Annotated in this window: 11 protein-coding genes; 6 read left to right on the top strand and 5 right to left on the bottom strand. The window is 34.1% G+C overall.

Annotation, left to right across the window (positions count from 1 at the left end; genetic code table 11):
• Positions 1–81 precede the first annotated feature (81 nt).
• Positions 82–1,395, bottom strand: coding sequence for a serpin family protein (locus tag ACP6PK_RS13205; RefSeq protein WP_426559999.1), 1,314 nt, complete (start codon positions 1,393–1,395; stop codon positions 82–84).
• A 31-nt stretch (positions 1,396–1,426) separates the two neighbouring features.
• Here ACP6PK_RS13205 and ACP6PK_RS13200 point away from each other — a divergent pair, with 31 nt between their 5' ends.
• Both ACP6PK_RS13200 and ACP6PK_RS13195 read left to right on the top strand, forming a co-directional pair.
• Positions 1,427–1,900 carry an ABA4-like family protein gene (locus ACP6PK_RS13200; RefSeq protein ID WP_426559998.1) on the top strand — a complete coding sequence of 158 codons (474 nt, stop codon included), beginning with the start codon at positions 1,427–1,429 and terminating at the stop codon, positions 1,898–1,900.
• A 1,165-nt stretch (positions 1,901–3,065) separates the two neighbouring features.
• Positions 3,066–4,487 (top strand): dihydrolipoyl dehydrogenase family protein, encoded by a 1,422-nt coding sequence (locus tag ACP6PK_RS13195; RefSeq protein WP_426559997.1) that lies wholly within the window; start codon positions 3,066–3,068, stop codon positions 4,485–4,487.
• Between the two features lie 431 nt (positions 4,488–4,918).
• On the opposite strand, the gene ACP6PK_RS13190 is transcribed toward ACP6PK_RS13195, so the two are convergent.
• On the bottom strand, positions 4,919–5,128 hold the full coding sequence (locus ACP6PK_RS13190) for a hypothetical protein (protein WP_426559996.1): 210 nt from the start codon (positions 5,126–5,128) through the stop codon (positions 4,919–4,921).
• 649 nt (positions 5,129–5,777) lie between these two features.
• Here ACP6PK_RS13190 and ACP6PK_RS13185 point away from each other — a divergent pair.
• The 3 genes from ACP6PK_RS13185 (at position 5,778) to ACP6PK_RS13175 (ending at position 9,312) form a co-directional block, all read left to right on the top strand.
• Entirely contained in the window at positions 5,778–6,104 is a 327-nt protein-coding gene (locus ACP6PK_RS13185) for a hypothetical protein (RefSeq protein WP_426559995.1), read from the top strand.
• 8 nt (positions 6,105–6,112) lie between these two features.
• A complete protein-coding gene (locus tag ACP6PK_RS13180; protein WP_426559994.1) occupies positions 6,113–8,935 on the top strand; it encodes a CHAT domain-containing protein in 2,823 nt (940 codons plus the stop codon).
• Positions 8,936–9,129: 194 nt separating this feature from the next.
• Positions 9,130–9,312 (top strand): hypothetical protein, encoded by a 183-nt coding sequence (locus ACP6PK_RS13175; protein WP_426559993.1) that lies wholly within the window; start codon positions 9,130–9,132, stop codon positions 9,310–9,312.
• A 671-nt stretch (positions 9,313–9,983) separates the two neighbouring features.
• On the opposite strand, the gene ACP6PK_RS13170 is transcribed toward ACP6PK_RS13175, so the two are convergent.
• Together ACP6PK_RS13170 and ACP6PK_RS13165 are read right to left on the bottom strand one after the other, a co-directional pair.
• Entirely contained in the window at positions 9,984–11,111 is a 1,128-nt protein-coding gene (locus ACP6PK_RS13170; protein WP_426559992.1) for a glutathionylspermidine synthase family protein, read from the bottom strand.
• Between the two features lie 183 nt (positions 11,112–11,294).
• Positions 11,295–11,723 carry a hypothetical protein gene (locus tag ACP6PK_RS13165; protein WP_426559991.1) on the bottom strand — a complete coding sequence of 143 codons (429 nt, stop codon included), beginning with the start codon at positions 11,721–11,723 and terminating at the stop codon, positions 11,295–11,297.
• 318 nt (positions 11,724–12,041) lie between these two features.
• Here ACP6PK_RS13165 and ACP6PK_RS13160 point away from each other — a divergent pair, with 318 nt between their 5' ends.
• The gene (locus tag ACP6PK_RS13160; RefSeq protein ID WP_426559990.1) at positions 12,042–12,353 is read left to right on the top strand and encodes a YdhR family protein; all 312 of its coding nucleotides are present in this window, start codon (positions 12,042–12,044) and stop codon (positions 12,351–12,353) included.
• A gap of 301 nt (positions 12,354–12,654) precedes the next feature.
• On the opposite strand, the gene ACP6PK_RS13155 is transcribed toward ACP6PK_RS13160, so the two are convergent.
• Positions 12,655–12,807, bottom strand: coding sequence for a hypothetical protein (locus ACP6PK_RS13155; protein ID WP_426559989.1), 153 nt, complete (start codon positions 12,805–12,807; stop codon positions 12,655–12,657).
• Positions 12,808–13,420: the final 613 nt, after the last annotated feature.

Here is a 13,420-nt window from a genome sequence, read left to right as displayed (position 1 = left end):
TTCTTCCTTCTTCCTTCTTCCTTCTTCCTTCTTCCTTCTTCCTTCTTCCTTCCTTAGTTCCTTAGTTCCTTAGTTCCTTAATCATGTTTCTGGATTTGTAATTTCTCCCATAAACAAAATAGTACCAGAATCATTATCTCTAATGGCAAAAAAGAAAGGACGGTCAACTAACATATTAACCACTATTTCTGCACTTCTCGTTCCCATTTTTACACTGCTAGTAGCTGCTGCTTCTGTTCCTTTTTCATTAACTTCAACAAATGTTTTATGTTTAACTTCATCAATATATAACTCTGGTGGAGTAGGACCTATTCCAGAAAAATCTGCCGACCTTTTGTCAAAAGCTATTTCCATTCCTAAAGATTTCAATACATTATTGAGGGTAACTTCATATTCAGTTTTAAACTTTGGCAAACCTAAATTAACTTTATGGTAGTCAAACATTAGCATCCAATTTTCCCAGTTTTTATCATTTAAAATTTCATAAAAGTTTTCTAATCCGACTTGTTCCCTGGGGAGAAATATATACATACTTACACGACCTTCTCCATAAGGTAAGCTAACTGCTTGAAAATCTTCATCTTCGTAATATAAATGTCGAGATGATTGAAACATAATTGGATGTTTTTTTTGTCTGCCATTAGGTAGATTAAAAGGCAGTTCTTTAGTAGAATTTTCAGAAAATTCTGACTCCCAATTAGCCTGAAAATAAATCGCATTTAACAAAACCATGACCGCCTCTGGTTCTAATTTATCAATAATTTTATCAATTTTTCCCTGGGTACAATCCTTGACCCAATTATTGATAATGTCTAGTGTTTGAGGATTATCAAAGTCAATTTCACTGACTTTGCTCTGATAGAAATATTTATTTCTTTGCAGGAAATTTGGCTCGAAAGACATTCCTTTTTTCGCCCAAATTGAGTTAGCAATATCTAATTTAATCTCAGAATTTAAACTATTTAATAAATTGCCTAACTGTCGATTTGCCTGATTAACTTCCTCTAAACTCATTCCCTGAAAATTGAGAGTTTTAGCCATCGCTGCTTGAGTTTTTCCACTCGCACCATTGTAGGTCATTGATAGAGCGATCGCTATACTACTTGGTGATATAAATATATTTTCATTTGACTGAGATTTATGAATTTCTGAAAATAGTTGAAAACCAAATCTATTATTAGCAGAAACTAATTTCATACTCATATCCATGTATCCTGTTTGAGCTAACTTATTCTGGCTCTGATTTGTATAATTATCGGTATAATTTGCCTGATTTTTTAACTTGATTGCAGTCCCAGGTAAATGATACACTCCAAGAATTACAATTAAAGCAATTGTCCCTAGAGACATTTTTGCCGAAATAGCATAATATTTATTTATCAGTTCTTTAAACATTTTATTACCTCAATGGAGTGAATAAATAACAATGACAATCGATTTAATTTTCAACGGTGCTAATTTATTTGTATTACCATTTTGGGCATTAATAATATTTTTGCCTAACTGGAAAGTGACTCGCAAAGTTATGGAATCTTTTATTCCTTTTATATTATTAGTAGTCGTTTATCTTTACTTACTTATTAGTAGTATTACCCCTGAATCTGCTGCGGCTTTATCAAATCCTACTCTGTCAGATATTGCTAAATTCTTTGGAGAAGAATCAGCAGCAGCAACAGGATGGATTCATTTTTTAGTGATGGATTTGTTTGTTGGTCGTTGGATTTATTGGGAAGGACAGCGCACTGGTGTTTGGACTGTCCACTCAATAATTTTTTGTTTATTTGCCGGACCTTTTGGCTTATTATCTCATATTTTAACCTCTTTTATAAGTCAAAAATTCTTCAGTAATTCTACGGAAAATACAACTTCAACACCTACTGTAGAAGGAGTACAAAATTAAGATAGTTGATTGAAAACCCTTTTAAATTTATAGGTTCTTAATCAAAATTCAGTAGTTTCTCAGATACTACTAATATTGTGAGGATTAAATAATTATTAGAAGGTTGTAGAACTGATTTATCAGGTCAATATGAAAAGAGCTGCTAGTTATTCTGTTATTGCTTGGGGGGATGGGAAATTCATTAATTGATAATTGATAATGGGTAATTGATAATTACCTCTGGTTAAAACCGTTAAGGAATTGAATATTCCGAAATTCAATATCACTTTTTTTCCCTATCCAAAGGGAGGCTTTAAGGCGGGAATTATTTAATTATTAATAATTAATTATTAATAATTCGGTAATTATTTAAGTTTCTCCAATTAATTACCTCCCATGTAAACCATTCTCAAAAACTTCTCAACCCGTATCTTGATTAGGGGAGTAGGGTTGGAGGTATGGACGTTGTATGCAACGTCCATACGGGAGTGGTAAACATGACAGTAATTAATACGAACTGGGGTGCTAATTATCAAAAAAAGTTATTCTGTCCGTGTTAATTACTTAATAATTGAAGTAGCATCTAAGTCTAGCATTAATGCAGACTAATTCGTATAAGTATTCAACTATTAGCTGTCAGTTTTGAGCTTTTTAATAAATGAAGCAAGTATTCGCTTAACTTCGACTCAACCCATACAATTCTGTGGCGATAAATTTCGGCAATTAAGAATTAATGGCGTTGCTGAATCTAAGGTATGAAAATAAAAAATTAACAATCTCAAATAGTTGTTATTCAAGGGAACAGGGAACAGGGAACAAGTAAGATTTTTTTACGAAAAAAGCAGGAAAAATGATTTTTTTTGGTGACTTTTTCTTTCTTTAGCTGATATAACTAAAAGGTTTATTTATTTTCCGGAGATGTCTAAATAATACCCACGCATCTGCAACCCCGAATTAATAATTATCTCTCCCTTTTAGGAAGAGGATTGAAGCTCAAGGCAAAAAATATTTTTTTACCCTTGAAAGGGTCGGCTTTAAACCTGAATTATTTAATTATTAATTATTCGGTAATTACTTGGTTATTTTACCGATAAGTTAAAAAAAACTGTTTATTTGTTTGACTTTCTTCCTTTTTTATTCTTGTTTCTTCCTTCTTACTTTTGACTATTAATATAGAGGTAAAATCATGGCATTTCAATATGATATTGTAATTATTGGTGGTGGTTCTGGAGGTTTAGTAGTAGCTTCTGCTGCTGCTCAACTTAAAGCAAAAGTAGCATTAGTAGAAAAAGATAAATTAGGTGGTGATTGTTTATGGTTTGGTTGTGTTCCTAGTAAGTCTTTTATTCATGCTTCTCGTGTTGCTTATCAAGTAAAAAATGCTTCTAAGTTTGGCATTTATACTCCACCTCCAGAAATCGAATTTGCTAAAGCAACTGGTCATGCTCAACAAGTAATAGCTAATATTCAACCCCATGATTCACCAGAAAGATTTAGAGGTTTGGGTGTTGAAGTTATTTTTGGGGAAGGTAAATTTATAGATAAGAAAACTTTTGAAGTAGATGGTCAACAATTAACTGCAAGAGCTTTTGTGATTTCGACAGGTTCTCGACCTGCAATTCCATCTGTGGAGGGATTAAATTCTGCTGGTTTCCTAACAAATGAAAAGGTATTTCATCTAAAAGAACGACCAGATTCTTTGGCAATAATTGGTGCTGGTCCAATAGGTTGTGAATTAGGTCAAGCTTTTTCTCGTCTTGGTAGTGATGTGACTATTATTTCTAGTAGAAGTCATATTTTACCAAAGGAAGAACCGGAAGCTGCTCTAGTTGTACAGGAACAATTTGAGTCAGAAGGAATTAATATTTTAAACGAAAGTAGAGGAGAAAAAGTCGAAGTTATAAATGGGAAAAAGCAAATAACAGCAGGTGGAAAAAATATTCTAGTTGATGAAATTTTAGTTGCTGGTGGTAGGTTGCCCAATGTCGAATCTTTGAATTTAGAAGCTGCTGGTGTAGAGGTAGGAAAACAAGGAATTATTGTTAATGAAAAGTTGCAAACTACTAATTCTAAAATTTATGCTTGTGGAGATGTAATTGGTGGTTATCAGTTTACTCATGTTGCTGGTTATGAAGCGGTTGTTGCTTTGACAAATGCGTTATTTTTTCCTATTAGTAAAGCTAATTATCGAGTTATTCCTTGGGCAACCTTTACTGACCCAGAATTGGCAAGAGTAGGATTAACAGAAGAGCAAGCAAGGAAACGTTATGGAGATGATGTTTATATATTGAAGCAACCTTTTTCTGGAGTAGACCGCGCTCAAGCTGAGGCAGCAACAAATGGTTTTGGTAAGATTATTACTACGGGTAATGGGGAAATTTTAGGAGCGCATTTAGTTGGTATTTCTGCTGGTGAATTAATTCATGAAATTGTTTTGGCAATGTCGAATAAATTGCCTGTTTCTGCTTTGACTGGAATTCATATTTATCCGACTTTATCTGAGGTAAATAGTAAAGCAGGTTTATTATTGAAAAAGCAGAAATATGCCAAGAATTTATCGCAGCAGAATATGTTAGAGAAATTCTTTAATTGGAGGCGTTCTTTTTAAAAGTTATCAGTTGTGTAAAACCTAACCCCCCGACCCCCTTCCCTGTAAGGGAAGGGGGGGGTTCTCCCCTCTCCTTGTAGGAGAGGGGCTGGGGGAGAGGTCTTCATTCACTCAAACTTACTCACAAAATAAATCTAGACACCCTAGTAGGGTTGATAAATAATAATTTTTATCTTGATATCAAATCCTATAAAATTTGTCTACTTCTTTTCTGTATTGAGGATATTTTTGTCGATAAATCTTATTATAAAATTATGAAAAAGCAAGAGCTGAAACAGTCTATTAGTGGATTGTTTCAACTAAAATAGTGCATTATATTTGTCATTGCGAACGACAGTGAAGCAATCTCCAGACACTTTTCTATTGCAACATTTAAGATGAAACAGTCCAGTAGTGACTGATAACTGTTAATTATTTGTTAGTTAAATGATTCAATTATCTTTATTGCTTGCCCAACTTTGATACGCTACGAACAAAAATAAAATTCCAAAGAGTAATATAAATATACCATATTCTCGAATTAAACTTTCTGAACTATCATCAATTTCTGCCGTTTCTAATCCTAATTTACGTTGCAAAGACTTCAAAATTCCATAAAGTCTCTGGGAAAGATTCATTAAAACAAATGGGATATACTTCATATTTGACCATAGATGCAAAAGACTCTTCAATCATAATAGTAGAAATATGAATAAATACTGAAGTTGGAAGAAGTAACTGGATGGTAGCTTTAGATAATAGAGAGATTGCTTCGGGTTTCGGAATTTTTGACTAAAAAAAAGGTCTCAAGTCTCCCCTTTTAAGGGGATAAAAAAAGAGAATATTCCTTATGTCAAGCCTCTGGGTTTAGCCAGAGGTACTGTTAACTGATAACTGATAACTGATAACTGATAACTGATAACTGAAATGACCCATAATTTTTAAGTATTAAGTATTCTCCTCGCAATGGCAACTTTTTTTCTGCCTCAAACGTGACAAGTATTTAGTCAAACTGTATAAAATTTCTAGTTGGGTAATACCAATTTGATCAATGTTTGCTACAAATAACTAGGGTACTTTTTAGGATTCAGGAGTCAGGATTCAGGACTCAGAATTAATAGCTTCGATGCTATTTCTTAGTTAATAATTTATCTTTTTTGTCAAAGGGACGTATCCTGTAAATTATTTTTATCCTGCTTACTATTCGTAACATTCTTTTTTCAAACTGGTATAACTACCTAGAATTTCCAACCCTACCCTTAAAGGTAAGGTATAATTGAAAATCAAACATAAAAATAAGTTAGTTGAACAATGCTCAAAATAGCCATTGAAGGTTTAGATTCTGTCCAAGTTGCTGAGGAAATTCTAGCAATTGAAGGTATTGAAGGTAGTTATGAAACTATTAATGAAGTTGAGCGAGAAGGAACTTTAGCAACTATTGCCACAATAGTTGGAATTGTAGGTGGTAGTTTAACAATTGCCGAGCAACTTCATAAGTTAAAAGGTAAATATCAAAAATCTCTCGAAGTTTCATCAATTCAACCTCGTATCGAGAAAGTTATGATTGTTTCTGGAGAAAAGCGACTGTTACTGAAAGATGCAACTGTAGAACAAATCAAACATATTCTAGAAAGTTGAGACAAGCTATGCAAATCCTCCACCTAGACCTTAAACTGATGGGAGATAATTATGCTCAATTCCGATACTTTTGGAATAACCCCAATAATTATCAATCCTGTCAGCTTCCTCTCACAGAAATTTCAGGTTTAATTGAAAAATCAGAAACACACTATTACACCAGACTGCCAGACGACTACGCCAAAACTGGTCAAAAACTTTATAACTGGTTGGATGGAAATAACCGTATTTTGCAAAGAGAATTAGATAAAAATCGACGGGAAGGAATTGTTTTAGCAATTTCTACTTCGGAAAGATTAGCTCATTTACCTTGGGAGTTGCTCCATGATGGTAAAGGATTTTTAGTTCAGCGTAAACCTGCTATTATTCCTGTTCGTTGGATGACAGATAGTCAACAACTTTCTTTTCAAAATCAACCTCATAACCGAGCATTAAATGTTGTGTTTATGGCAAGTTCCCCCCGCAATATGGGAGACCATTTTCCGGAACTTGATTTTGAAGCGGAGGAGGGAAATATTTTAGAAGCAACTAAGCGATCGCCTCTATATTTAGAAGTAGAAGAAAGTGGTTGTTTGACTGAGTTAGGTTATCTAGTGGAAAGTCAGGAAGAGAATTTTTTTGATGTTGTTCATCTCACAGGTCATGCAACATTTCGGAATGACAAACCTTGCTTTATTACCGAGACAGAATATGGAGAAGCAGAATATAGTAGTGCCGAAAATATTGCTACAGAATTACAATTTCAGCACCCGAAACTGATTTTTTTATCCGGTTGTCGGAGTGGATATTCACATCAGGAAAATATTCCCTCAATGGCAGAATTTTTATTAAGTGAAGGTGCAACAGCAGTTTTAGGATGGGGCGATCGGGTATTAGATACAGACGCAACAACAGCAGCAGCAAAATTATATCAGGGTTTGTCTTCTGGTAAGGGAGTAACCGAATCATTAGCCGAAACTTACCAGGAATTAATTAAGGTTAATGCTAGAGATTGGCATAAATTACGACTTTATGTGGCGGGTAGTTTACCGGGAGCGTTAGTAACTCCCTTGAGAAAACCAGGTCGCAAACCTGCACCCCGTTACCAGAAAACTATTGAATTTAGAGACCCAGAAGGTAAACTTAGGGTGGCGACTCGTCAAGATTTTGTGGGTCGTCGTCGTCAGTTACAAAATTGTCTCCGTGCTTTTAAATTAGATGATAAGTTGGGAGTATTAATTCATGGTATGGGAGGTTTGGGAAAAAGTACCATTGCTTCTCGACTTTGGGAACGTTTATCTGAATATGAAAAAGTTTTATGGTGGCGACAAATTGATAATTCTAATTTTGTGGAAAAATTGGCAGATAAATTGAGAGATGCTGACCTACGTTTTGCTTTAACAGATAATCAAGATGAACTTAAATATAGGTTGCGAGATTTGTTTGAAAATTTGATTGAAGCAGGAGAAAAACCTTTTCTTTTCCTCTTTGATGACTTTGAATGGAATCTCGAACCTCGTGAAGGTAGATATATTTTGAAACCTGAAGCGGCAGAAGTTTTAAATGCTTTGGTTTTTGCCATTCGAGAAGTAAGTGCGAGGGAAAAAATTATTATTACTTGTCGTTATAAGTTTCAAAATGATGAATTATTAAGTGAATTTTGGGTACAAGGATTAAAGCCATTTCGTGAAGCTGACTTAGACAAAAAATTGAAACGTTTGGAGAATTTTAAGTCGGGAAAAATTGATGAAAAGTTAATCGAAAGAGGGTTCAAACTTGCCGACGGAAATCCTCGTTTATTAGAATGGTTGGATAAAGATGTACTTTCTTGTGAGGATATTGAAGGGAAGTTAAATCAACTTGAATCTAGTTCTGAAGATTGGCAAGGGAAAATTATTTGGCCTGAACTTTATGCACAAATTGATGAAAAAATTATTCAGGTATTGAGTCATTGTTTGGTGTTTGAAATTCCTGTACCGATGTTAGCTTTAGAGGCAGTTTGTGAGTCTATTTCTGGTTATCAAGAAAAGTTGAATCAAGCGGTAGATTTAGGTTTGATAGAGGTTAGTTCGGAAGTAGAAAAATCTGAGCGTGTTTATCGAGTTTCGCGGATTTTGCCTCGTATTATTTCGAGTATTAAATTTCCTGAAGTTCCTGAAGTTTATTCTTTCTATGAAAAAGGTTCGGAAAAGTTGTTTGAGGTGTGGGGAACGGCAGACAATGAAAGCCAGGTAGAATGGCGTGAAATTTTCCGGTTAAAGTTTGCCAATAAAGAAAATCCTGAGAGATTTCGACAGGGGTTTTCTCAAATGTTTAACGTAGAATCGATTGAAGTTGATGACGCTTATGAGTCTGAATTTAGGCAAAGAAAAATTGAACTATCAGAGGATTGTTTGTATGTTCAACTAGAAGAATATTTGTGTCAAGGTGAATGGAGAAAAGCTGATGAGGAGACGGCATTTATTTTTTATAAAGTCATGGCATTAGATAATATTCAAAGAAATGATATTTGTATAAAGATTCCACTTTCAATACTTAGAGAAATAGACCAACTTTGGGTAAAATATAGTAACGGTCAGTTTGGCTTTTCTGCTCAAAAGAAAATTTATCATAATGTGGGTGGTACGAACAAGTTTGATGAGAGAGTAATGGAAGCGTTCGGTGACAAAGTTGGATGGCGTCAAGGAGGAAAATGGTTGTTTCACTCTGATAGCGGTATGTTTTTGGCGCACTTCCGTAAAGAATGGTCTAGCATGAGCAGCGATACACATTACATGGGGCACTTCCCTAAAGAATGGTTTAGCATGGGCGGTATGTTTCAGCAGAGGGTCATTATTTCTGGTGGCATGTAATTGATTTCTCTCACGCAGAAACTTGTAGACTTTAAAAGATAAGCGTTTCAGTCGCCTTATTCAGTTATCAGTTTTTGATAATCCATTTCTCCCTCTACACATAATTAAAAAATTGCATTGCCACCTCTTGTTGTGAGGTACTTCTACTTTTCTATTCAACCTCCTAGAGTTTCCTTTGATAAATGTAGCGATAAGTGGCATTAATTAATATAAAAGTAGGTTGGGTAGAAAGAAGTGAAACCCAACAAATAATACCAAATTCCAAACAGGTAGTTAAAGTTGGGTTTCGTTACCTCAACCCAACCTACAAAAACTATAACGTTGCAGTTAGGGGTCTAGCCCCTCATAGCGCCAAAAATCAGAAAACATTACCGTAGGGGTTTGGTCTCCAAACCCTCATCTTGTTCTGGGGGTACTTCTACTTTTCAGTTATCAGTTTTTGATAATTCATTTATTGGCGATCGCTCTATCTACCATTTATCAGTATTAAAAAATTGCATTGCCACCTCTTGTTATGAGGTACTTCTACTTTTCTATTGAACCTCCTAGAATTTCCTTTGAAAAATGTAGCGATAAGTGACATTAATTAATTTGAATAACAGTAGGTTGGGTAGAACGAAGTGAAACCCAACAAATAATACCAAATTCCAAACAGGTAGTTAAAGTTGGGTTTCGTTACCTCAACCCAACCTACAAATATAAATTTTATTGATTTAGGAGTTTTATTTTGATAATTCATATAAAATTAATGAGGTACAAATCTATTAGAGTTTCCTTTGATAAATGTAGCGATAAGTGACATTAATTAATTTGTAATGATGATAGAGCAAATTCCAAGTATATGAAGTAGAGATATTAATAATTAAATCAGGACTTACGCAAATTATTAAATTATACGCTATCTGTAGGGGCGATTCGCGAATCGCCCCTACTAAATATGGTGGTTTTGCGTAAGTCCTGTAAATGTTCCCAGTGCGAGCATCTTGCTCGCGAGGGAGCATCTTGCTCGGGAGGGTTTACCTCACAAAAGTATAATCTGTTGTATTATTCATACAAAATAATGAGGCACAAATCTACTCAAATCTTGAGTCACAATTTCCTGGTCTTCCCTAACACAAATACCAGCAGCTTCTCCACCAATAACCCAAGCACCAATTATAGGATAATAACCATCAAAATTCGGCAATTGATAATAGGATTGATAAATTAAAGGTTCGTCTTCATATATTCCTTCCGTTTGATATTCTCTATCTCCAAAATAAACAGTAATATTTCCACCTTCTCTAGAAAAAACAGGTTTACTCAGATAGGGATGAGATAATTTTGCAGAGTCAAAATAGGCAGGCAATAAATTAGGATGGTTGGGAAAAAATTCCCAAAGAATTGGCAGAATAGCTTTATTACTCCAAATTAATTTCCAAGCAGGTTCAATTAACTTCATCGGTTCTAATAATAGATATTTACCGAATTTTTCTCGCATCATCCATTCCCAAGGATACAACTTGAATAAGTGACGAATAATTTGATTATCCAAATCACAAAAAACTTCTAAATCTTCACTCCAACCAATATCATCTATATAAATATGTTGAGTATTTAATCCTGCTTGAATTGCCAAATCTCGCAAATATTCAACCGTTCCTAAATCTTCCAAAGTTTCTTTTTCACAACTAAAATATAAAGTCTCTCCTCCTAAACCATTCATTTCCTCAAAACCTGCCAACAACTTTTCATGTACAGAATTAAATTGATCCGCTTCCGGAAACATTTCTTCCAACCAAGTCCACTGCACCACACTGGTTTCCAAAAGCGCAGTCGGTGTATCAGCGTTATATTCCAATAACTTCGGTGGGTTGACACCATCATAAGCAAGGTCAAAACGACCATAAAGACTGGGGTCATCTCGTTCCCAAGACTGGCGACATAATTCCGCAAACTGTTCCGGAACAGATAATTGAGAAAAACGGTCTTCTTCAATAATTCGCTCTGCTGCTTCAATATACAATTCTTGTAAAGTGTTGGTTGCTGCTTCCAATTCATTTATTTCTGAAGCGCTGAAATGATAGCAAGCTGACTCATACCAATATGGTTCGCCATACATTTCATAAAAATGAAAGCCAACCGCTTCACATTTCTGCTGCCAGTTGGCACGAGGTTCAATATTTATCCGTTTCATTTGCTACTTTATTTTTAGGGAACAGGGAACAGGGAACAGGGAACAGAGAACAGGGAACAGGGAAGAACAATTGATAATTTTATAGATAATAATTGATTTAATGAGCGATTTTTGGAGAGGTCTATTTGTTTAAACCACGAAATCTTCCTCATAAACCCGGTTTCTGCATAAGTCCTGATTTTATCAACCTTTGCCACCACCTCTACCGCCAAAACTACTACCACCTCTACCACCTCTACTACCAAAACCACCTCTAGTTACTGTACCAACAGAAGTTGTAGACCTTCCCGAAGTACTTTTGACAATACCTACATTATTGGGAACGTATTGAAAGCTATCATTAGTAGTTCGATAAAGGTATCTACCACTATAGTTAGACCGATAGTAGTAGGGGCCATAATAATATCCAGGTGGATAACTGCCATCGGTTATTAGTTCGCATTTGTCAACTCCTCCCCATTCTGCGCGACAGTCTTCGAGACTTTTATAGACTTGGCGATTGTATCTACTAGAGCTACTAGAATCACTAGAGTCACAAGCTGTTAAAGAAACTGAAGATATTAATATTAGGGTAATAATAATACTTCTCTTAATTTTTCTTGGCTCAGTCATTTCAGTTATTAGTTATGGGTTATCAGTACATCTAGATGAATCTAGAGACTTGCAATACTGAAGTTTATTCTTTTCATCCTCTTAAAAGAGGACGGCTATTGACCTGATTTTTTGGTCATGTACTTTAGGATGCTGCTATTTCTACGATAGCTTCTGAATCCAAAAAAGCTCTCAAATTGTCAAACATTGTAATATTTGGTTAACGATAAGCGATCTCTATTGGACTATAATGGTTAGTGTTAGTTAAATGCTCTCAATTAAGTACAAGAAATCAAAAAGATGCTAAACTAAACAAGAAATTAATTAGGAGTAAAACCGATGAATAAAGTATTCCTATATGCTGAATACCAAGTATCAATTCCTTTTACTGAAATTGATTGGGAACCTATTAATGTAGATATGAAAAAATTTCCTGGGTTAAAATCAAAAACTTGGTTAAGTGGTGTTAATACTAATAGTCTAGGTGGTTTTTATGAATTTGATTCTGTAGAAAATGCACAAAATTATATTGATAATTTATTAATTCCATTTGTTAAACAAGTCAATGGAAATCTTACTGTGAAACTTTTTAATGGTGATGTTACTAAAGAAGCTTCCTTTGGTATGGATTCACCTTTTTATAATTTATAACAGCTAATTACCTAGTAATAAATACTGTCTTAATTAACTTTTTCCTGCCTGCATCTATCACACTATAAACTTCTGGTTTTTTACCGAAAAATAAAGGTATAAAGCCTCTCATGAACAAGGAGAAACAAAAAAAATTTCCTTTTATTCAATCCTCTTCCTTTTAGGGAGAGGTAATTATCAATTATCAATTATCAATTATCAATTATTGAACAGGAGTTCTTAAGATTACCAGATTTTAATTAAAGTAATTTTGATAGTCTATTTCCCAATATTGCTCAAATTTATTGACTGCTTGAATAAATTATTTTTCTTGCAAAAACATTTCCCAGTCTTGTTCTTGAACGGCGATAGCTGATTGTTTTGGTAAAATAATGTTTGGGGTAATGGTACTAAAAAAGATTAATGTAAATAACAAACAAATAATAATTATTTTTTTCCATTTATAATGAAACATAATTTTACCGAAAAATTCAGGTCAAAAGCCTCTTCATTCATAGATAAAATGGAGGAAAAGGAAAAAAATATTTTTAATCTAATCCTCTTATTTATAAGGAAGAGGTAATTATTAATTATTAATTATTTAATCCACAGTTTAGTGTTACTTGGTAAGTATTTAGCCATCAACTATTAGCTAGCCTCCTGCTAAGAAACTAAGTTAAAAACTCATAGCTGTTAATTCATTATCACGTTGATGAAAAATTAGTCTCTAAGGAGAATTATTAAGTTATGCTTACCGAAAAGTAAAGGTATAAAGCCTCTCATGAACAAGGAGAAACAAAAAAAATTTTTCCTTTTATTCAATACTCTTCCTTTTAGGGAGAGGTAATTATCAATTATCAATTATCCATTATTGAAGCAGCATTCCGTAGGAAACAATAAAGATAATCAGCTAATCTTAGTAATTGCTTTAATATTCAAAAGCTTCAAGCTAAATACTTATACCAATTCACTTTAAAAATGAATGAAGCAAGTATTCGTTTAACTTCTACCACATTTTCATGCTCATTCTTAGAACCCACATTCCGCACGACAAAATGTAGTATGCAAAGATGGTAAAACTTGAATAA

The sequence above is a fragment of the Dapis hubbardiae BLCC-M172 genome, assembly GCF_050016015.1.
Classification (GTDB): domain Bacteria; phylum Cyanobacteriota; class Cyanobacteriia; order Cyanobacteriales; family Microcoleaceae; genus Trichodesmium.
Note: the sequence above shows the minus strand (reverse complement) of the source record. Positions and strands in the feature narration are given on the sequence as shown.